Source organism: Pseudomonas sp. SYWMCR5, from assembly GCF_057197165.1.
This window is the reverse complement of sequence record NZ_JBXUNH010000001.1, coordinates 31,253-52,280: the sequence shown is the minus strand read 5'-3', so window position 1 is coordinate 52,280 and position 21,028 is coordinate 31,253. Positions and strand designations below refer to the sequence as shown.

At 63.0% G+C, this 21,028-nt stretch carries 14 protein-coding genes; 9 read left to right on the top strand and 5 right to left on the bottom strand.

Translation table 11 applies throughout. The features are described 5' to 3' along the window. Nucleotides 1-73: 73 nt before the first annotated feature. Both AC2CGW_RS00205 and gloB read right to left on the bottom strand, forming a co-directional pair. Nucleotides 74-1,507, bottom strand: coding sequence for a lytic transglycosylase domain-containing protein (locus AC2CGW_RS00205; RefSeq protein WP_186708008.1), 1,434 nt, complete (start codon nucleotides 1,505-1,507; stop codon nucleotides 74-76). Between the two features lie 100 nt (nucleotides 1,508-1,607). After that, the gene (gene gloB / locus AC2CGW_RS00200) at nucleotides 1,608-2,387 is read right to left on the bottom strand and encodes a hydroxyacylglutathione hydrolase (RefSeq protein ID WP_186666176.1); all 780 of its coding nucleotides are present in this window, start codon (nucleotides 2,385-2,387) and stop codon (nucleotides 1,608-1,610) included. Between the two features lie 86 nt (nucleotides 2,388-2,473). Between gloB and AC2CGW_RS00195 the strand changes: the two genes are divergently transcribed. The 4 genes from AC2CGW_RS00195 to AC2CGW_RS00180 all read left to right on the top strand — a co-directional run bounded on the left by AC2CGW_RS00195 (nucleotide 2,474) and on the right by AC2CGW_RS00180 (nucleotide 6,900). Beyond that, nucleotides 2,474-3,232, top strand: coding sequence for a class I SAM-dependent methyltransferase (locus AC2CGW_RS00195; protein ID WP_186666175.1), 759 nt, complete (start codon nucleotides 2,474-2,476; stop codon nucleotides 3,230-3,232). 46 nt (nucleotides 3,233-3,278) lie between these two features. Next, entirely contained in the window at nucleotides 3,279-3,725 is a 447-nt protein-coding gene (gene rnhA / locus AC2CGW_RS00190) for a ribonuclease HI (RefSeq protein ID WP_186666174.1), read from the top strand. 97 nt (nucleotides 3,726-3,822) lie between these two features. Continuing rightward, nucleotides 3,823-4,575 carry a DNA polymerase III subunit epsilon gene (gene dnaQ / locus AC2CGW_RS00185; RefSeq protein ID WP_288375970.1) on the top strand — a complete coding sequence of 251 codons (753 nt, stop codon included), beginning with the start codon at nucleotides 3,823-3,825 and terminating at the stop codon, nucleotides 4,573-4,575. 72 nt (nucleotides 4,576-4,647) lie between these two features. Then, nucleotides 4,648-6,900: an Orn/Lys/Arg family decarboxylase gene (locus AC2CGW_RS00180; RefSeq protein ID WP_411382917.1), complete on the top strand. Its 2,253-nt coding sequence runs from the start codon at nucleotides 4,648-4,650 to the stop codon at nucleotides 6,898-6,900. Here AC2CGW_RS00180 and AC2CGW_RS00175 read toward each other — a convergent pair. Then, nucleotides 6,884-7,102, bottom strand: coding sequence for a hypothetical protein (locus AC2CGW_RS00175; protein WP_054894341.1), 219 nt, complete (start codon nucleotides 7,100-7,102; stop codon nucleotides 6,884-6,886). The genes AC2CGW_RS00180 and AC2CGW_RS00175 overlap by 17 nt on opposite strands. Before the next feature lie 156 nt (nucleotides 7,103-7,258). Here AC2CGW_RS00175 and AC2CGW_RS00170 point away from each other — a divergent pair, with 156 nt between their 5' ends. Continuing rightward, entirely contained in the window at nucleotides 7,259-7,819 is a 561-nt protein-coding gene (locus tag AC2CGW_RS00170; protein ID WP_288375965.1) for an NADPH-dependent FMN reductase, read from the top strand. Between the two features lie 84 nt (nucleotides 7,820-7,903). Here the strand turns inward: AC2CGW_RS00170 and phnX are convergent, their stop codons facing one another. Beyond that, complete coding sequence (phnX, locus tag AC2CGW_RS00165; protein WP_426352706.1) at nucleotides 7,904-8,731, bottom strand: phosphonoacetaldehyde hydrolase; 828 nt, start codon at nucleotides 8,729-8,731, stop codon at nucleotides 7,904-7,906. Between the two features lie 35 nt (nucleotides 8,732-8,766). After that, entirely contained in the window at nucleotides 8,767-9,873 is a 1,107-nt protein-coding gene (locus AC2CGW_RS00160) for a 2-aminoethylphosphonate--pyruvate transaminase (RefSeq protein WP_186666168.1), read from the bottom strand. Between the two features lie 110 nt (nucleotides 9,874-9,983). Here AC2CGW_RS00160 and AC2CGW_RS00155 point away from each other — a divergent pair, with 110 nt between their 5' ends. From AC2CGW_RS00155 to AC2CGW_RS00140, 4 genes are all read left to right on the top strand, one after another. Beyond that, nucleotides 9,984-10,847, top strand: a complete 864-nt coding sequence (locus AC2CGW_RS00155; RefSeq protein ID WP_186708018.1) for a LysR substrate-binding domain-containing protein — start codon at nucleotides 9,984-9,986, stop codon at nucleotides 10,845-10,847. A gap of 85 nt (nucleotides 10,848-10,932) precedes the next feature. Then, on the top strand, nucleotides 10,933-15,405 hold the full coding sequence (locus AC2CGW_RS00150; RefSeq protein ID WP_426352707.1) for an NEL-type E3 ubiquitin ligase domain-containing protein: 4,473 nt from the start codon (nucleotides 10,933-10,935) through the stop codon (nucleotides 15,403-15,405). Between the two features lie 69 nt (nucleotides 15,406-15,474). Next, nucleotides 15,475-16,512: an AraC family transcriptional regulator gene (locus AC2CGW_RS00145; protein WP_484573350.1), complete on the top strand. Its 1,038-nt coding sequence runs from the start codon at nucleotides 15,475-15,477 to the stop codon at nucleotides 16,510-16,512. A gap of 54 nt (nucleotides 16,513-16,566) precedes the next feature. Next, entirely contained in the window at nucleotides 16,567-21,021 is a 4,455-nt protein-coding gene (locus tag AC2CGW_RS00140) for an NEL-type E3 ubiquitin ligase domain-containing protein (protein WP_426352709.1), read from the top strand. Nucleotides 21,022-21,028 lie beyond the last annotated feature (7 nt).

The window sequence follows — 21,028 nt, the reverse complement described above, 5'->3', positions numbered from 1 at the left end:
ACCGCAATGCATGGCGCCTGCTCTGCCGGTGTTCGCGGCGGTTCGCCGCCCTCCCAAGCCCGCGCCTACACAGTCAGCGCGTCAGGTAGACGGTGAGGGTCTGGCCGGGCTTGAGTGCCTGGCCGCTGCGCGGGTTCCAGCGCTTGAGGTGTTTCATCTCGACATTGAAACGTTTGGCAACCAGATAGTACGAGTCGCCCTTGCGCACCTTGTACTGGGTAGAGCGCTGCTTGGCTGCCGCGACACGGTTGGCCGCGGCGCTCGGGGCATTGCCACCGCGCAGGGCCAGGACCTGACCGACTTTCAGGCTGCTGCCCGAGAGACGGTTCCAGCGCTGGATGTCTTTGACCGACACACGGTTGGCCTTGGCGATGGCGCCCAGGTTGTCGCCGCGCTTGACCCGGTAACTGCTGGTCGCGGCCGGTGCCTTGGCTTCGGCGAGGGCAGCCTGGAACACGGCCTTGTTCGGTTGCAAGCTGACCAGTTGCTCGGGCTTGAGATTGGACAGGCTGCTGGTCAGCAGTTGCGCCTTGGCGGTGGGGACGAGCAGTTGCTGCGGGCCATCGACCGTCATGCGTTTCTTGAACGCGGGGTTGAGCTGGATGAGTTCGTCTTCGTCGATGTTGGCGAAGGCGGCGACGCGGGTCAGGTCGAGGCGATCGTTGATGGCGACGGCTTCGAAGTAGGGTTCGTTGGCGATGGGGCTGAGGTTGACGCCATAGGCCTGCGGTGTCAGGACCACCTGCGACAGCGCCAGCAGCTTGGGCACGTAGTCGCGGGTTTCCTGAGGCAGCGGCAGGTTCCAGTAGTCGGTCGGCAGGCCGAGGCGCTCGTTGCGCTCGATCGCCCGGCTGACGGTACCTTCACCGGCGTTGTACGCGGCCAGGGCAAGCAGCCAGTCGCCATTGAACATGTCGTGCAGGCGGGTCAGATAGTCCAGCGCGGCGTTGGTGGAGGCGGTGATGTCGCGACGGCCGTCGTAGAAGTTGGTCTGGCGCAGGTTGAAGTGGCGCCCGGTGGACGGGATGAATTGCCACATGCCCGCCGCGTGGGCGCGGGAGTAGGCCATCGGGTTGTAGGCGCTTTCAATGGCCGGCAGCAGGGCCAGCTCAAGCGGCATGTCGCGTTCTTCGAGGCGCTCGACGATGTAGTGCAGGTAGAGGCTGCCACGCTCGCCGGCGTTCTCGAGGAAGCTCGGGTTGCTGGCGAACCACAGGCGCTGTTGCTCGATGCGCGGATTGACGTCGATGCCATCTTGCAGGGCAAAGCCCTGGCGCATGCGTTCCCAGACATCCTCGGGGGCTTTCTGCTCGGCCGGCTTGATCATCAGCGGCGCCGGTTTGTGCTTGATCCGGGCCTGGTAGTTGTGCGCGCGAACGCTGTCGGATTCGTCGACCTGACGGGTGCTCTGGCAGCCCACGAGGGTGGCGGCCAAAGCGAGTGCGCTGACCTGGGCCAGGCGCGTCAGGGCGGCGGAATGAGCGGTGCGGCGGCTACGGGAAGACATCGGCGGACACGGTTTTCCGGGCAAAAAATTTCGGCGATTCTAGAAACCGCATCCGGTTGGGTCAACCTTGGATGTCCTCCTGCGATATATCGTGAGGTTATCAGAAGCCGTCTTTCCAAGACCTCAAGGCAGCAAAAACAGCGGGTTGGGATTCGTTTGAATGTCCCTTCCATTCGTCTGCTTTTTGTTTAACGGATGTTTCAGTTGTGCGAAGAAACGGATTGGTCTGCCGCTCCAGGCCGATGGTCGAGGGCAGGGTGATGCGATTGTCGGCACGCAGGCGGGTAACCTCGTTGAAACGCTGGAGAACATCCTGGTTCTCCGGCTCTACGGCCTTGGCAAAACGCAGGTTGCTCAGGGTGTATTCGTGGGCGCAGTACACCTCGGTCGCCTCCGGCAGCTCGGCCAGGCGCTGCAGGGCAGGTTGCATCTGTTCGGGTGTGCCTTCGAACATTCGCCCGCAGCCGGCGGCGAACAGGGTGTCGCCGCTGAACAGCAGCGGGGTCGGATTCTGTGCGCTGTAATAGGCGATGTGGCCGAGGGTGTGGCCAGGTACGGCGAGCACCTCGAAGGTCAAGCCCAGTGCCGTCACGCTGTCGCCGTCGTCCAGCGCCACGTCACGGGCCGGAATGCGTTCGTTGGCCGGCCCGTAGACTTTGGCGCCGGTCGCCTGCTTGAGCTTCTCGACGCCGCCGACATGGTCGTTATGGTGGTGAGTGATGAGGATATCGGTGAGCGTCCAGCCGGCATGGGCCTCGAGCCATTGCAGCACCGGGCCGGCGTCGCCGGGGTCGACCACCGCGCACTGGCGTTTGGCAGTATCCTGTAACAACCAGATGTAGTTGTCGGAGAAAGCGGGAAGGGCATCGATCTGTATCATGGCGCGGATCCGAATCATCTGGCGTGGGACATGAAGGCATCTTAGCCGCGATGGCGTGGCCGGAGAAACCTTCGAGGGAGAATGCAATGACCGACCAAGCCTTTGCCCAGGCCGACCCCGAGTGGTTGGAGCTGATCAGCCTGGCCCGCGACTGGTTCGCCGGGCCCATCGGGCAACTGATGCTCAAGGAAGAAGAGAAACTGCTCGAAGAGGAGCTGGGCCGCTTCTTCGGTGGGTTTCTCGTGCACTATGGGCCGAGCGCCGAGACGCCGCCCAGTGCCCCGCAGGTGCAACGCACGGTACGCCTCGGCGCGCCATTGCCCGGAGTGGAGATCGTCTGCGAGGAACAGGCCTGGCCGCTGTCCGAGCATGCGGCCGATGTGGTGGTGCTGCAGCATGGCCTGGATTTCAGCCTCTCGCCCCACGGTCTGTTGCGCCAGGCTGCCAGCGCAGTACGCCCGGGTGGGCACCTGTTGATCGTTGGCATCAATCCTTGGAGCGCCTGGGGCGCGCGGCACTTTTTCGGCCGTGGAGCGCTACGCAAGGCGCGCTGCATCTCGCCGTCGCGGGTTGGCGACTGGCTCAACCTGCTGGGGTTCGCGCTGGAGAAACGCCGCTTCGGGTGCTATCGTCCGCCGCTTTCCTCCCCTGTCTGGCAACAGCGCCTGGCGGGGTGGGAGCGGATGGCCGGGGGATGGCAGACCGCAGGCGGGGGTGTTTACCTGCTGGTGGCGCGCAAGATGGTAGTAGGCCTGCGACCTCTGCCCATGGAGCGTCGCGAGCCGATGGGCAAGCTGTTGCCCCTGCCGCTGGCCAAGGTCAATCGTCGTCACAGCGAGCCCTGACCACGCCGTCCGCGATCGATAACCTGCAAGCGAACGAAGGCGGTACATGAGCGATAGCGTCGAGATCTACACCGATGGTGCCTGCAAGGGCAATCCTGGCCTGGGTGGCTGGGGCGCCCTGATCGTCTATAAGGGCGTCGAGAAGGAACTGTGGGGCGGCGAGCGCGACACCACCAACAATCGCATGGAGCTCATGGCCGCGATCTGCGCGCTGATGGCGCTCAAGCGCGAATGCGACGTGGTGTTGACCACCGACTCGCAGTACGTGATGAAAGGCATCACCGAATGGATGGGCAACTGGAAGAAACGTGGCTGGAAGACCGCCGCGAAGGAACCGGTGAAGAATGCCGACCTGTGGAAGTTGCTCGATGAACAGGTCAACCGGCACAAGGTGACCTGGAAGTGGGTGCGCGGGCATATCGGGCATCCGGGTAACGAGCGGGCCGATCAGCTGGCCAACCGCGGGGTCGATGAGTTGCGCGCGCAGGGGTGATGCAGCCTCACCTTGAACGCATCCCGCGCGCTGGAAAGTCTGAAACCCGTTTGATGTATACTCGTCCCCTTTCCCAGAAGTCGCTTGGAGCCCCCGCGTGGAGCAGCAGAACACCCGACTGATCGTCCTCGATACCGAAACCACCGGTATGCCGGTCAGCGAAGGCCACCGGATCATCGAGATCGGTTGCGTCGAGGTCATCGGCCGGCGCCTGACCGGGCGCAACTTCCACGTCTACCTGCAGCCGGACCGCGAGAGCGACGAGGGCGCCATTGGCGTTCACGGCATCACCGACGCCTTCCTGCTCGACAAGCCGCGCTTCGCCGATGTCGCCGAAGAATTCTTCGAGTACATCCAGGGCGCGCAACTGGTCATCCACAACGCGGCGTTCGACGTTGGCTTCATCAACAACGAATTTGCCTTGATGGGCCGGCAAGACCGCGCCGACATCTCCCAGCACTGCACCATCCTCGACACCCTGATGATGGCGCGCTCGCGCCATCCGGGCCAGCGCAACAGCCTCGATGCGCTGTGCAAACGCTACGGCATCGACAACTCAGGCCGCGACCTGCACGGCGCGCTGCTCGACTCGGAACTGCTGGCCGACGTCTACCTGGCGATGACCGGTGGCCAGACCAGCCTGTCGCTGGCCGGCCAGGGCGCTGAAGACAACGAAGGGCAGGGCGGCAATGGTAGCGAGATCCGCCGTATCGTCGGGCGTCAGCCGGGGCGGGTGATCATGGCCAGCGAAGAGGAGCTCGAGGCACATTCCGAGCGTCTGGCGGCGATCGCCAAGTCGGCAGGGGCACCGGCAATGTGGCAGGCACTGACCGAAACGCCAGCAGGCTGACACTGCCCATACAGTTGCCCTGAGGCTCGACTACCCTGAAATGGACACGCGTCCTTCGGAGGTAGCAGCCTGATGTACAAGGACCTCAAGTTCCCCATCCTCATCGTCCACCGTGCGATCAAGGCCGACAGTGTCGCCGGTGAGCGCATACGGGGTATCGCCGAGGAGCTCAAGCAGGATGGCTTCGCCATCCTCGCCGCCGCCGACCATGCCGAAGCGCGTCTGGTCGCCGCCACCCACCACGGCCTGGCCTGCATGCTGATCGCCGCCGAAGGCGTCGGTGACAATATCCATCTGCTGCAGAATATGGCCGAGCTGATCCACCTGGCGCGGCTGCGTGCACCGGATCTGCCGATCTTTGCCCTGGGCGAGCAGGTTACCCTGGAAAATGCACCTGCCGAGGCGATGAGCGAGCTGAACCAGTTGCGTGGCATCCTCTACCTGTTCGAAGACACTGTGCCGTTCCTGGCCCGACAGGTGGCGCGGGCTGCGCACAATTACCTCGACGGCCTGCTGCCCCCTTTCTTCAAGGCGCTGGTGCAGCACACTGCGCAATCGAACTATTCCTGGCACACGCCCGGCCACGGTGGTGGCGTGGCGTATCGCAAAAGCCCGGTGGGCCAGGCCTTTCACCAGTTCTTCGGCGAAAACACCCTGCGTTCGGATCTCTCGGTCTCGGTGCCGGAGCTGGGGTCGTTGCTCGATCACACCGGGCCGCTGGCCGAAGCCGAGGCCAGGGCTGCGCGCAATTTTGGTGCCGATCATACGTTCTTCGTCATCAATGGCACCTCGACCGCCAACAAGATCGTCTGGCACGCCATGGTCGCGCGTGACGACCTGGTGCTGGTGGACCGCAACTGCCACAAATCGGTGGTGCATGCGATCATCATGACCGGTGCCATCCCGTTGTACCTGTGCCCGGAGCGCAACGAACTGGGCATCATCGGGCCGATCCCGCTCAGCGAGTTCAGCCGCGAGTCGATCGCGGCCAAGATTCAGGCCAACCCCCTGACCCGTGGTCGTGCGCCGCGCATCCGCCTGGCGGTGGTGACCAATTCCACCTATGACGGTCTGTGCTACCACGCCGGCCAGATCAAGCAGGCCCTGGGTGCGAGTGTCGAAATACTGCATTTCGACGAGGCCTGGTTCGCCTACGCTGCTTTCCACGATTTCTTCAGCGGGCGCTATGCCATGGGCACCGCCCGCGAGGCCGACAGCCCGCTGCTGTTCAGCACGCACTCTACCCACAAGCTACTGGCTGCCTTCAGCCAGGCCTCGATGATCCACGTGCAGGACGGCGCCCTTCGCCAGCTTGACCGCGATCGCTTCAACGAGGCGTTCATGATGCATATATCGACCTCGCCCCAGTACAGCATCCTGGCATCGCTGGATGTTGCCTCGACAATGATGGAAGGCCCGGCCGGGCGATCACTGTTGCAGGAGATGTTCGACGAGGCCCTGAGCTTTCGTCGCGCGCTGGCCAACCTGCGCGCGCACATTGCGACCGATGATTGGTGGTTCAGCATCTGGCAGCCGCCGGCGGCCGAAGGTATCCAGCGCCTGGACGCGCAGGACTGGTTGCTGGAGCCCGGCGCCCAGTGGCACGGCTTTGGCGACGTGGCACAGGACTATGTGCTGCTCGATCCGCTCAAGGTGACCCTGGTGATGCCAGGGCTGACCGCCGAGGGCGTGCTCGGCGAGCATGGGATTCCAGCGGCGGTGGTGAGCAAGTTCCTCTGGGAACGTGGGTTGGTGGTAGAGAAGACCGGGCTGTACAGTTTCCTGGTGCTGTTCTCCATGGGGATCACCAAGGGCAAGTGGAGCACGCTGCTGACCGAATTGCTCGAATTCAAGCGCCACTATGACGCCAATACGGCCCTGCAGCTGTGCCTGCCCAGCGTCGTGGCCGTCGCACCGTTACGATATCAGCGGCTGGGCCTGCGCGACCTGTGCGAGCAATTGCACGACTGCTACCGTGCCAATGCCACGGCCAAGCAGCTCAAGCGCCTGTTCACCCGCTTGCCGGAAGTGGCCATGAGCCCGGGGCAGGCGTACGACCGGATGGTCAAGGGGGAGGTCGAAGCGGTGCCGATCGAGCAATTGCTCGGGCGCATCTCGGCGGTGATGCTGGTGCCTTATCCGCCAGGTATTCCGCTGATCATGCCGGGCGAACGCTTCACCGAGGCGACCCGTTCGATCCTCGACTACCTGGCCTTCGCCCGAGCCTTCGACAGGGGCTTTCCCGGCTTCGTTGCCGATGTCCATGGCCTGCAGCATGAAGGCGAGGGGCCCTACACGGTGGATTGCCTCACGGAATGCGGATGATCTCGACGCCGCTCTGGGCCAGTTCGAAGCGGTCTTCACCCAGGTAATTGACCCGGTCGCCGATGGCCAGGCGATAGGTGGTGATCGGCGCGCCAAGGGTGCTGCCGTCCGCCTGCAAGGTCGACTCCTGGAATTCATGCACCGGGTAGATGCGGCCTTCGGCGTCGCGGGCGTGGAATTGGCCGACCAGTACTGCTGCCATGTAGGTTGAAACCTCTGAAATATGGAGAAATATCTGCAGACATAGACCAGCGAAGGGGGCGGGAAGTTTTCTTGTTACGGAAAAAAACCTCGAGGGTGAAGAAGGGTCATCTATAACTACACAGTTCCCCTTTCCCAGCAGAGGATGCAAATCGCCATGAGCCAGGTCTATTCGGTAGCGGTCGTTGTCGGCAGCTTGCGCAAGGACTCCTACAACCGCAAGGTGGCCCGCGCCCTTTCGGAGCTGGCGCCGTCCAGCCTTAGGTTGAAAATCATCGAGATCGGTGATCTGCCGTTGTACAACGAGGATGTCGAGGCCGCGGGCGTGCCGGCACCCTGGCAGCGTTTTCGCGACGAGATCCGCCGCAGCGATGCAGTGCTGTTCGTCACCCCGGAGTACAACCGCTCGGTGCCGGGGGCGTTGAAGAACGCCATCGATGTTGGCTCGCGACCTTACGGGCAGAGTGCCTGGGGCGGCAAGCCGACGGCGGTGGCCAGTGTGTCGCCGGGGGCGATCGGTGGCTTTGGTGCCAACCATGCATTGCGCCAATCGCTGGTCTTTCTCGACATGCCCTGCATGCAGATGCCCGAAGCCTACATCGGAGGCGCGGAGACACTGTTCGACGAGGCGGGCAAGCTCAGCGACAAGACTCGGCCGTTCCTGCAGGCATTCATTGACCGGTTTGCCGCGTGGGTGAAGCTGAATCGGGCGGTCTGATAGCGCTCGTTATCCTTTTCGCGGGCAAGTCGCAGTGGCTGTTCGCCGCTGCGACGTGCCCGCGAATGCGTCATTGCCCATCCATCACACGCCTTGCGGCATTTCCCCCTTGGCCAGCCGCCGATTGATATCGGCAACCACCTCCGGTAGCTTGTTGATGGTGTCGATCAGGTAGTGCGGTCGCGAACCCTCGAACAGCGTATGAATGCGCTTGCGCTCCTGCTCCAGTTGCTCGGCGCTCAGCGCCTGGTATTGCTCCCAAGTCAGCCCCAGCGCATTGCCCGAGCACACCAGCGCCACTGTCCACATCCCGGCACGACGGCCTTCCAGAATGCCCGGTACGGTGTCGTCCACCTTCACGCACGCGGCGACATCGTCGATGCCCAGGGCAATGACGTTGGCCAGGGCCTGGGCCGGCCATGGGCGACCGTTGGGCGTTTCGTCGGTGGCCACCACGTGATCGGCGACATAGCCATTGCGTGCTGCCAGCTCTACCACCTTGTCCATCACCACTTTCGGGTAGCCCGAACACGAGCCGATCTTCAGGCCCTCGTTGCGCAGCCCGGTGAGAGTGTCCAGTGCACCGGGAATCAGCGCCGAATGCACGGCGATCTTCTCGATCTGCAGGGGCATGAAACGTTCGTAGATGGCCGTGACGTCATCATCGGTCGGGGTACGGCCAAATACCTTGCGGTAACGCTCGGCGATTTCCGGCACATCGCACAGAGTGCGGATATGGTCCCACTTGCCCATGCCCATCGGCCCGCGGGCCTCATCGATGGATACCTCGACATCGAATTCGGCAAAGGCCTCGACGAAGATCTGGGTCGGGGCGAAGGAGCCGAAGTCGACGACGGTGCCGGCCCAATCGAGGATGGCGGCTTGCAGCTGGGTGGGGTTGCTGTAGTTCATGTGCGCGATTTCCTTCAATGAGGTGGGCAAAGGGGTCAGATATCCAGCACTTCCATTTCCCGCAGCACCTGTGCCACGGCATCGACGGCGGCCTGCATGCCCGCCGCACCGACCACACCGATGCAGCCGACGCGGAAGGTCTCGACCTGGGTCAGCTTGCCGGGATAGAGAATGAAACCCTTGGCCTTGACCCGCTCGTAGAAGTCCTTGAACTGGTAACGGGCGTCCGTGGGGGCGTGGAAGGTGACGATGATCGGTGCCTGGATGTCGGTGGGCAGGAAGCTGCGCAGGCCGATCCTGGCCATGCCGTCGAGCAGGGTCCGGCAGTTGTTGGCGTAGCGTTGATGGCGCGCTGGCAGGCCGCCTTCTTCAGCGTACTGTTGCAGTGCTTCGTGCAGTGCCGCGACCACGTGGGTCGGCGGGGTGAAGCGCCACTGGCCGGTCTTGGCCATGTAGGTGTGCTGGTCGTGAAGGTCCATGGCCAGCGAGTGGGCGTTGCCTTCGGCAGCGGCCAGGGCATTTTTCTCGGCGAAGACGAAGCCCATCCCGGGCACACCCTCCAGGCATTTGCCGGAGGCGGCGATCAGTGCTTCGAACGGCACTTCACGGGCATCGATGGGTAGCGCGCCGAAGGAACTCATGGCATCGATGATCAGGCGTTTGCCGTGGTGCTTGACGACCTGGGCGATTTGGTCGAGCGGATTGAGAATGCCGGTGCTGGTTTCACAGTGAATCAGTGCCACGTGGGTCACGGCCGGGTCGGCGGCGAGCAGGCGATCGACGTCGGCGGCGGTGGTCGGTTGGTCTTCGGCGGTTTCGAAGGTGCTGTAGTTGCGGCCCAGCACCTTGCAGATCTTCGCCAGGCGCTGGCCATACGCACCGTTGATCAGTACCAGGACCTTGCCATCACGCGGCACGAGGGTGCCGATGGCCGCTTCCACGGCAAAGGTGCCGCTGCCTTGCAGGGGCACACAGTGGTGGCTGGCGCTGGCGTCCAGAATCGCCAGCAATTGCTCGCAGACGCTGGCGGTCAGTTGGTTGAAGTCACGGTCCCAGGAGCCCCAGTCCACCAGCATGGCCTGGCGGGTGCGGATCGAAGTGGTCAGTGGGCCGGGGGTCAGCAGAATCGGGGCGCTGGTCATTGCGGGGCTTCCTCGCAGGCAGTGGGCTGAAACGACGGGGCTAGGTTGCAATTCGCTCAGTCATCAATCAAATTGTTTGTTGTTATGCCAACCATAAGTCAGGCCGATAAATGAACCTGTTCCAACTCCGTGCCTTCGATGCCGTTGCCCGCGAGGGCAGCTTCACCCGTGCTGCGGCGCGCCTGTTCATCAGCCAGCCGGCGGTGACCGGGCACGTCAAGGCGCTCGAGGAGCATTATCAGATCACCCTGCTGCGCCGCACCGCACGGCGTGTCGAGCTGACCGAGGAGGGTACGCGTCTGGCGGCCATTACCCGGGCCATGTTCGGCCTGGCCGAAGAGGCCCAGGCGATGCTCGAAGCGAATCGTCAGTTGCTGACCGGGCGTCTGGAGGTCGCAGCAGACGGGCCGCACCGGGTCATGCCGATGCTGGCGCTATTGCGCGACCGCTACCCTGGCATCACCGTCAACCTGCGCCTGGGCAATGCTCAGGAAACCCTGGCGGCGTTGCTGTCCGAGCATGCCGATGTGGCGGTGCTGACCGAGGTGGAGCCGCGCAAGGGCCTGTATCTGCAGAGCCTGGGCGAGTCGCGTCTGTGCGCCTTGCTGCCGGTCGGTCATCCCTGGGCCGCCGAGCCGGGGGAGCTGGCGCTGAGTGCCCTGGACAAGCAGATCATGGTGCTGCGTGAGCCTTCGTCGATCACGCGGCAAACCTTCGACCAGGCGTGTGCCCAGGCCGGGGTGCAGCCGCGCGTGCTGCTGGAGCTGGACAGCCGAGAGGCTGTGACCGAGGCTGTGGCGGCCGAACTGGGCATCGGTATCGTTTCGTCGGTGGAAGTGGCGCACGATCCACGGGTGGTGGCGCGGCCCATGCTTGGCGAGGGACTGCTCAACCGGCACATGATCGGCTGTCTGGAGCGTCGCCGTGAGTTGCGCCTGATTCAGGCATTTCTAGGATTGGCCGTAGCGATTTGAGGACGAGCATTTGCGGTAGCTTTTCCTGCTGAACCTTGAGTGGCGTCTTGTCGATGGTATGGCCATTACCCAAGGAGTCATGCCCATGCCTGCTGCTGAACAGAGCGTCGATATGCTCGACGAATTCATCGCGGAAAACCTTCCTGATTGGCTAAGCAAGGCGTCTGTGGAGGAGATCACTGCGCTGCGCGCAGCCTACGCAGAGCACCGGGCCAGCGAAGAGTTGCTGGTCCAGTCCTTTGCCGATGTGCAGCCACCCCATACATTCGCCAAGACGTTGCTGCAGGATGCAATCAGGGAGCGTACCGGAAAGACGCTAGATCTGGACCATGCGCTGTGGCGGGAGCGCTGGCAGAACTACAGCCTTCTGGGCGGTGAGGAACTGATCGTTCACCACAGCTTCGAACCGGCGCTTGATCACCTGATGCAGAATTTCGTCGAGAATCAATCCTTCGATGGCCACAGCGGACTGATCCACGCCGCGCCGGGTCAGCCCCTTGACACGGCGCCATTGTTGATCGACAGCAAGATCCTGTCAGGTATTTGCCGCAGCGTAGACGTTGGCAAACACTACCAGGCACTCCTCGACAAGGTCGTGGACGGTGCGCTCAGCCTGGAACTGCGCGAAGAAAAGCGCCAACGGTTGGCGCTTGCAGTGGCGCTTGCCGTCGTCAAGAAACAGTTGAGCGCCGCAGACGTGGCCATGCTGCGCCAGGTGCTGGCTGGTGTGTCACCTTCCCATCCCGACAGCGCTTCAGTAAGTGTGAAACGCTTGCGGATACTGGGTTGCAGCTTGGCCACGGGCGTGACGTTCGAGTTGCTAGGCACCCCGCCGGGCAGTTTGCCTGCCGATGCTACGCGCACCGTTGGCATCATTCTGTACTTGGCCCATCGGCCCCTGCAGCGGTTCGCCTCGTGGGGCGACCTCAATACCTACTGCCAACAATTGCTGGCAGACCCACAGGGCCTGACACAGATACTGTACAGCCTTCAGATGAAGGATCGTGCCTCCTTCCTGACCTTGTTGCGCAAACGTCTGAAAGATCCCAAGCCCGACCTCGAAGTGACAGGCCATGCCCTGAGCAATGGGTTGTTCAACGACCTGACCTCATTGCATATCGCACAGTTACGGGCCGATTCGGCGTACCTGCTGGTATCGAACGCTACTGCGGATGAAAACAACAAGCGGTCGCGCTTGGATACCTTGGAGTCGGTGGGTAGCAGCTTGCTGCAAATGGCCAGCTTCTTCGTGCCTGGACTCAACGAATTGCTGCTGGCGCAGATGGTGGTCGAAACCCTGACGGAGGCCTATGAAGGCGTCACGGATTGGCATCGGGGGCATCAGCACGAAGCGCTCGAGCACTTGCTCGGGGTCGCCGAGACGGTGGCGGTCAACGCCGTCCTCGTCGCTGGCGGTAAGGCAGTGGCACAGGGTTTCAAGCGCAGCGCCTTCGTTGAAGCGATGGTGCCTGTTCAAACCAGCGCCGGTGGGCGTCTTTGGGTACAGGATCTGGAGCCCTATCGCAGTACAGACAAACCGGCGAACACCAAGTGCGGTCACGACGGTCTGTATCGCCATGGTGACCGTGCGTGGTGGCGGTATCAGAACCACGATTATGAAGTGCGCAACGATCCTCAGCGCGCGCAGTGGCATATGGTGCACCGTGCCGGCAACCGCAGGTTCAACCCTGGCCTGCAGTGGAATGGCGAGTGTGGCTGGCGGCTTGCCTGGCAAAAGCCGCAGCAATGGCAGGGCGCGCGGGTGCTGCTGGAGCACCTGTGGCCTCAAGCCTCGGAGTTGGATGCACAACAGTGTTCACAGGTCCTGACCATCGCCGACATCGACGAGGACGGCTTGTACGAGCGTGTCGCGCAGCAGCAGCGGCTCCCGGTGGCGCTACGCGATACCCTCGAGCGCTATGTGCTGGATAAACGTATAGACACCTTCTTCGCGGCCCTGCACAAGAATCAGCCGGCAGGTGACGAAGCGCTGATGCAGGCGTGTATCGATCAGCTGCCTGCCGAGGACCGAGTGGCTGCACGTCGTCGGCAGTCCATTCTGGACCGGGAGCACGAGTTGCGTGCCTGGGTGATGGACAAGCTTTCTGGCGATTATCTGCAGCGCGACGCCTTGATGGTGATCGTGACCAAGGATTTCCCGCGGTTGCCCGATGTCTATGCCCACGACATCGTGCAGCAGGCAAGCGTCGACCAGCGGCAACACATGGCGTTGAAGCTCGCCTTGCCGCTGGCATTGTCCGAGCAGGCGCGACAAGCGCTGGTAACGTCGCGTGTTTGCCGAATGCTGCAGGGCCTGTATCTGAAGAATGCCTATTCCGACCACTTGCCGGATCTGGTGTTCGCGTTATTGCGACGTGTCACGACATGGCCGTCGCGGACCAATTTCGAAGTGCGCCGCGACTCGCTGAGCGGGCATGTGCTCAGTCGCATGCACACCCTCGACCCTGCCTACCCGCCTAAGGTTCTGGTCCACCACCTTGGCCAGATGCAGGTGTACGAGGGTGGCCGTCGTCTGTTCACCGACGGGCAGCCGGCGCCTGGCGGCCTGCTGGAGACCTTGCTGCACTTCCTTCCCAAAACCGAATGCGAGCGCTTGGGCTGGACCGGCAGCGAGGCCATCGCCAAGATGCGCGCCGATCTGCAGGCCCGCCTGCCAGAAGGCCGCGGCCACCTGCTGGCGATGATGGGTATCAGCACCACGAAGCCCCGTTTCACAGCGCCGCGGCGCGTGTCAGGGGGGCGCTTCGGTTATCTGCTCAGTGGCCGGGGCGATGCCAGCCGTCTTGTCGAGCGCACGCTACAGGACCGTTTGCGCAGCTTGTACCCAGGCTTCGATGCCCAACAGCTCATGGCTCACTTGAGCTCGCTGGAGCGTCAGCCCGGTTCGACGTTCAGTGCTTTGCTGCGTGAGGAGGAAAGCTTTCGCCAGCTCGACCAGACACTGAATATCTGGTCCGAGGCAGCGAGCAGTGCGGTGCAAAGGCCGATTCGTCGCGTCGTTGCCGATGAACTGCGTCGTTGTTGGCGCAGGCAGGGTGTGGTGGCTCGCAACCGTGCAGATGGCCAGCCAGGTATGGCGCTGGTGCTGACCGGCCTCGGCGTGCGGGAGCTCCCTGCGCTGGCGACACAGATGGGTTTTCTCCATATAACCGAAATGACGCTGGTGAACATGCAGTTGCAGACGGTGCCTGCCGAGTTCCTACGACCGTTTGGCGAGCTATTGACCTTGAACCTGGACAACAACAACCTGACGACCTTGCCGAGCGGGCTTGCGCATCTGGGACAACTGCGTGAACTGACCATGGCCGGCAACCGCTTGCAACTCACTGCGGATGACTACACGACGCTGGCCGGCCTGCAGCAGTTGCGCGTCCTGGACCTTGGCAACAACCCGTTGTCGACGTTCTCTCTCGGCCTGGCAGGCCTGCCGCGCCTGCGTCAGCTTGGCTTGCGCGACACCTCGTTGACTGAGATCCCCGAATCGCTGGGCCTGGGGGTCTCGTTAGACTATGTCGATCTACGCGACAACTTGATCGATACCTTGCCACAAGGGCTGGGCGACTCCCGTATTTCGTTGCGTCGTGGGCTTGCCTTGCATGGCAATCCATTGCCGCTGGACTACCAGCAGCGTTGGTTGGGAATCCAGACCCCCTCTGAAAGCGATGCGAGCCTGGAGGGCGAGCCTGGCTCGATGCAGGTCTGGCAGGATGGACTCTTGGGGCCTGAGCGTGTGTCTCGCGCCATACAGTGGGACAGATTGAGCGACGAGCCGGGCAGCGGCGATTTTTTCCAGTTGCTGCATGATTTGGCGCGTACCAGTGATTTTCGCGTGGCGCGCTCGAATCTGCAGGAGAGGGTCTGGTCGGTGTTCGATGCGCTGGAGCAGAACACAGCGCTACGAAGGGAGTTGTTCGAATTGGCAAGCCTGCCGCGCTCCTGCGTCGACAGCGTCATTTCCTCGTTCGGGGCCTTGGAAGTGCTTGCACTGTCCTCCACGGCCGTGAGTGATATGACCAACGTTGGCGAGGCGCAATTGTTGAGTCTGGCTCGCCGCCTGTTTCGTCTGGACCGCGTCGAGGCCTATGCCCGCGAAGATATGCAGCGCCGCCGCAACGATGGGCGCGATGTCGATGAGGTGGAGGTCAGCCTTGCCTACCGGGTTGGCCTGGCGAGTGCGTTGGATCTGCCGGGACAGCCGAGCAGTATGCAGTTCGAAACGGTCGCTGGAGTGTCAGAGAGCGATCTGGCTGCTGCACGTGCGGCGGTCCAGGAGTCCGAGGCAGGCGAGGCGCTGATCACCTACATCAGTGAACGGGACTTCTGGTCCCGCTATCTGCGCCAGCAACATAGCGATAGCTTCGACGCGCTCGAGACGCCGTTCTGGGAGCGCATGGAAGCGCTGGATGCCCAGCGAAGTACCATGGACGACCAGACGTACCTGACGAATGTCAGCAAGCTTGCGAGCGAGCGTGAGCAGGTCGTGATCGGCGAGGCCAAGCGCCTGACCCGCGAGGCTCTGGCCCGGCTGGCAAACTGAGTGGCGCCCGGCACTGGCGTTTTTCGCCTGGCGGCCTAAGATGGCCGCTGGGCGAGCCCGGGACAACTGATGACCGAGAAAGACACCATCTCCATGCAACTGGTGCGCGAAGCACTCTTGCAGACCTGCCCGCAGGGCATGGGCGATCCTGTGTTGCTGGCGCGTGCTGGCATCGACCCGCAGCAACTCGACCAGCCTCATGCTCGGGTCGGTGCCGACGCCTATGCGCGCCTGTGGCGCCTGCTGGCGCGGCGCTGCAACGATGAGTTCTTCGCCATGGACCCGCGTGGCCTGCGCAGCGGCAGCCTGGCCTTCCTCTGTCGGGCAAGCATGGCGCAGCCCACGCTCGGCGCCGGGCTGGAGACTGCCTTGGGGTTTCTCTCGTTGATGCTCGAAGACCTGCAGCCGGGGTTGGTGCGCCAGCAGAGCCTGGCCGAGATCGCGATCAACGAACCGCGCGATGAGCCCCGGCGTGCCTTCACCTATTTCACGTTCTGGATGATCGTCCATGGCGTCGCCTGCTGGCTGGCGGGCCGCCGCATCCCCATCCTCGCCATCGACCTGCGCTGTGCCGAGCCGCCGTTCTGCGACGACTATCGGGTGATGTTTTCCGAGAACCTGCAGTTCGAGCGCCCGCGCACGCGCATGATCATTGCCGCCGATTGCCTTGACCTGCCCCTCAGGCGCACGCCCGAGGAATTGCAGAAGTTTCTCGCCGAGGCTCCGGGCAACATCCTGGTCAAATACCGTGACCCTGAAAGCCTCGCCCGGCGCGTGCGTCGCATCCTGGGCCAGCTCGACCCCGGCCAGTGGCCCGAAGCCGAACGCATGGCCCGCGACTTGTGCCTGTCGTTATCGACCTTACGCCGTCGTTTGGCAGAGGAAGGGCAGACTTATCAGGGGCTCAAGGATAGCGTACGCCGACAGCTGGCGATCGACTGGCTGAGCGAGGGCTCGCTGGCGATGAGCGATATTGCCGAACGCCTGGGGTTTGCCGACGCCAGTTCGTTCTATCGCGCGTTTCGTAAATGGTTTGGCTGCAATCCTGGCGGGTATCGAGCCTTCGTATTGGGGGGCGCGCAGGTACAAGGCAAGGATTCCGGCTGAATACCGGGTGTCGCCTGCACCAAGGTGGAGGTTCCCAACATGAGGACACCTTCGATGACCACCCCTCTGGCGGCACCCAAAGCAGACCCTGTCGATGAGTTCATCGGCGAAAACCTGCCCGAATGGCTAAGCAAGGCGCCGCCGGCGCGGATCACGGCTCTGCGAGAGGGTTTCGCCGCCCATCGTCGAACCGAGCAAGGCCTGGCAACAGCCTTGCAGCGCCTGGTGCCTCTGCAAGCGTTTGCCCTGCCATTGCTGCAGCAGGCACTGGAGCGCGATCTGGGCCTGAAGATCGACCTGCTGTCGGTGTTGTGGCGTGAGCGTTGGACCAAGTTTTCGTTGCCGGGAAACCAGGCGTTCGATACCTACCAGTCTCATCACCCGGCCCTCTACCACTTGTTGCAGAATTTTCCCGACGATGCCGAGTTTGGCGAGGGCAGTGGGTTCGTCGCCAAGCAGTCCGACGACCGCAATGTCCCGCTGTTGTTCGCTGACGCCAAGGGAGTGGCTCAGGCTTGCAACCGCTTGGACATCGGCAAACGCTATCAGGCCCACCTGACGGAGGTGTTCGACCCGTCCACCCTTGCGCTGTTGGTCGAAGACAAGCGCCAGCGCTTCGACCTCGCCATCGAAATTGCCGCGTTGAAAAAATCATTGGTGCGAGCCGACCTGGATCTACTGCGCTTGGTCAGTGCCGGCAAGCCCGTTTTTCACGTCAGCTACGACATCGTCAAGGTGCGGCAATTGGCATTGCTCGGCTACCCGCTGGAGGGAGCCTTGACCGTCGAATTGGGCAACGTCTGGCCGCCACGGGTGGTGCCGGCGAGCTTGCGCGTCGAGGCTGTGTTGCTGTACCTGCCAGACCAGCCGCTATGCCGATTCGACTCTTGGCGTGCATTGCAGGATGCACTGGTGACGCGCCTGCAGAGCCCCACGATCCAGGCGAAGCTCATCGAACGCATGGCCCTCAAGGATCGGGCGAGTTGTCAGCAACGCCTGAGTGTCCGTCTGAAAGATGCCAAACCCGACCTGGAGCCCAAGGGCGAGCTACTGACAGGCAATGTCTTCGTCGCCCTGGCCGACGCGCAGGTGAACAGGCTGCGCAGCGATGCGCGCTATCTTGCGGTTCCGACCCAGCACGTCAATGACGATCGCAAATGGGCCAAGCTCCGAGCCCTGGAGCGCGTGGGTGAAACCTTTGTGCAGTTGGCGGGGTTGTTGGTTCCGGCGCTCAATGCGGTGTTGATCGGCGCACTGGTGGTGCAAGTGCTCGAGGAGGTGTTCGAAGGTGTCGATGACTGGACACGCGGTCACCAGCATGAGGCACTGGAGCACCTGTTCGGGGTGGTCGAAAGCGTGGCGGTCAATGCCGCGCTGGCGGGTGCGGGGCATTACGTCGCGCGGACCTTCAGCCGCAGCGCTTTCGTCGATGAGCTGGTGCCGGTGTCTACCCAGGCGGGCACCCACCGCCTGTGGCATGAAGATCTGTCACCTTTTCGAGTGCAGACGTTACCCGCCGGGGCGGTGCTGGGCGAGAACGGTCTGTACAGCGATGGGGTGAATCACTGGTGGCAGCAGGAGGGATACTTCCATTCAGTGCATCAGCCCGAAACGCTCGGTGAGTGGCAACTGCGCCGTATCGATGGTCATGCGGGTTTTGCACCTTCGCTGTTCGGTAATGGCAAAGGCGCCTGGCACCTGGCTTGGCAACGACCAAGAGAGTGGCAGGGGGCGCGCACCCTGCTGACGCACTTGTGGCCTTGGGCAGTGGAGCTCGATGACCTGAAGACCGCGCAGGTTCTGCGGATCTGCGGTATCGACGAGGCCGCTTTGCGAGGGTTCGCCGTGGAGCGGCGACCTCTGCCCGCTGTGCTTCGCGATACGTTGCTGCGCTTCACGGCCAGTGCACGCATCGATACGTTCTTCAATGCGCTCGAGCAAGATGTCGCACACGGCGCGGACACGTCGTTGTTCGACTACTGCCTGGAGCAATTGGCGGATCCGGCGCTGGACGTCGAGAAACATGCTGGACAGATGATCGACGATGCGCCGCGGCTGCGTCAGGCGCTGATGACGCACCTGTCTACGCCAGCGTTGCCGGACGGTGCAGACCTGAGCCTGATCCGACGTGACTTTCCCGGATTGCCCGAGGCCTATGCGCTCGATCTGCTGTCTCAGGAAAATGCCGCGCTCGTCGAGCAGATGAACAGCCGCAAGCGCATTCCGCTGGCTCTCGCCGAGCAGGCGCGTGAAGCCTTGCAGTCGGCACGTATTGCCCGGGCGATCGAGGCACTGGTGCTCGGCAACAGCTACAGCGATGATTTGCCTGAGCTGGTGTTTGGCCTGCTGCGTCGCCATGCAGGGTGGCCTATGCAGATCAACTTCGAAGTGCGTGAGGGCAGCGCCTTCGGCCGCTTGACCAGTCGCCTGTTTCCCTCCGCTGCGACGGGTGAACTGAGGACGCTGGTCTGGAAAGAGGGGACGCTGCGTGTCTACCAGGATGGCATCGACGCGGACGGGGCACCTGAGCCGCCCAGCGATCTGTTTGCCAGCCTCCTGGCCTTCCTGCCCGGCGAGCACCTCGAGCGCCTGGGATGGTCTGGCGAGACCGGGACCACAGTCATGCGCACCGATCTGCTCGGCTGGTTGCCTGCCTCGCATGACGAGGTGGCGACCCTGTTGGGAATGACGGCTATTCGTCCCAGGTTTCGTCCTGGCAGACGCATGCCGGATGGTCGTTTTGGTTATCCGCTCAGTGGTCGCGGCAGCGCTGGCTCGCCGGCGGCGCGAACCTTGCGCACCCGTATACGGGCACTGTATCCGGGCTTCAGCGACCAGCAGGTTGAAACCTATGCCGAGCTGCTCGAGGGCCAGGGTTCCGCATTCGCAACCCTGCTTGGCGAGGAGCTGGAGTTTCGACGCTTGGACCGAGCCTTGCGAACCTGGATTCAAGTCCCGGGGCTGGCCCCGGCGAGGGCGGCACGACAGGTGGTAGCCGATGAGCTGCTGCGGATCTGGCGTACAGAAGGCCCGGTCGTACACCACGGGGGCGATGCAGGCATGCGTTTGAGCCTGGTTGGAGTACCGGTCGGTGAGCTGCCGACCTTACCAGTGAATACCAATTTCCGGCATGTCCAGGAGTTGGACCTGGTCAACCTGCGACTCTCTTCATTGCCTGCAGGGTTCCTCAGGTATTTTGGCCGACTGCGCAGCCTCAACCTCGCTAACAATTCACTCTCCAGTCTGCCGGGGGAGTTGGAGCGTTTGAGCAGCTTGCGCATTCTCAACCTGTCACGCAACAACTTGCGGTTGGGGGCGTCGGCGTACGGGGCGCTGGGGGGGCTGCGGCATCTGCGCGTCCTGGACCTCAGCCGTAATCCGCTAGGGTCGTTCGCCCTGTCGCTGCGCTCCTTGCAGCGGCTTCACGAGCTCGATCTGCGTGCGACCCAGCTGACGGTGTTTCCTGCGGGGCTGGAGCAGGCCGAATTGCTGGAGAGTGCCGATTTGCGTGACAACGAAATCAGCGCACTCCCCGATGGCGTGCTGCAAGCGCCCACTGTGCTGCGCCAGGCTTTGCGGCTTGAAGGCAACCCCTTGCCCGACGATTACTCCCAACTTCTATTGGGAGCACAGAGCCAGGCCGGGGCGTCGGCTCTGGATGCTCGCACGCTCTGGCTTGAACACTTCGAGGATACCGAGCGTGAGCGTCGCGCGGCACAGTGGGACCGGCTGCTCGAGGAGGACGGCAGTGAGGAACTGTTCGCGTTGCTCGGGCGTTTGGTGCAGAGCAGCGACTTCCGCTTGGCCCGAACCAACCTCGAACAGCGTGTCTGGACGCTGCTGGACGCGATACAGGGCGATACGCAACTGCGTGAAGACATCTTCAACCTTGCAGCAAACCCTACCACTTGCGTCGACAGCGTGGCTTCCTGCTTCAGCGCCCTGCAGGTCCGGGCGTTCGTTGCCAGCGGTTTGCGCGATGTGCCCGCAGCGCAAGCGCAAAGTACCCGACTGATGCTGGGGCGCAGGCTGTTTCGTCTCGACAGGGTCGAGCAGTACGCCCGTGCCGACATGATGCAGCGAGTCGCGGATGGGGCCGGGGTCGATGAGGTCGAGGTGAGTCTGGCCTATCGGGTGGGGTTGGCCCGCGACCTGGACCTTCCCGGTCAGGCTCGGAGCCTGCAGTTCGAGACGATTGCCGGCGTGACCCGCGCGGATCTCGATGCCGCGGCGGCACGGGTACGTGAAGCCGAGGCCAGTGACGAGCTGGCCCAATTCATCAGCGAACGCGACTTCTGGCTCGATTACTTGCGAACAACCGAGCCTGCACAGTTTGCGGCCATCGAAGAACCCTCGGACGATCAGATGTCGGCACTCGACGACCGCAGGGACGGGCTGACCGACCTGGAGTACCTGGCCGAGGCCAAATCGTTGAAGCAGTCGCGTGAAGCCGAGTTGCAGGCATTGGCGTTGCGCTTGACCCGCGATGCTCTGGGCGCGGGTCGCTAGATCGCTC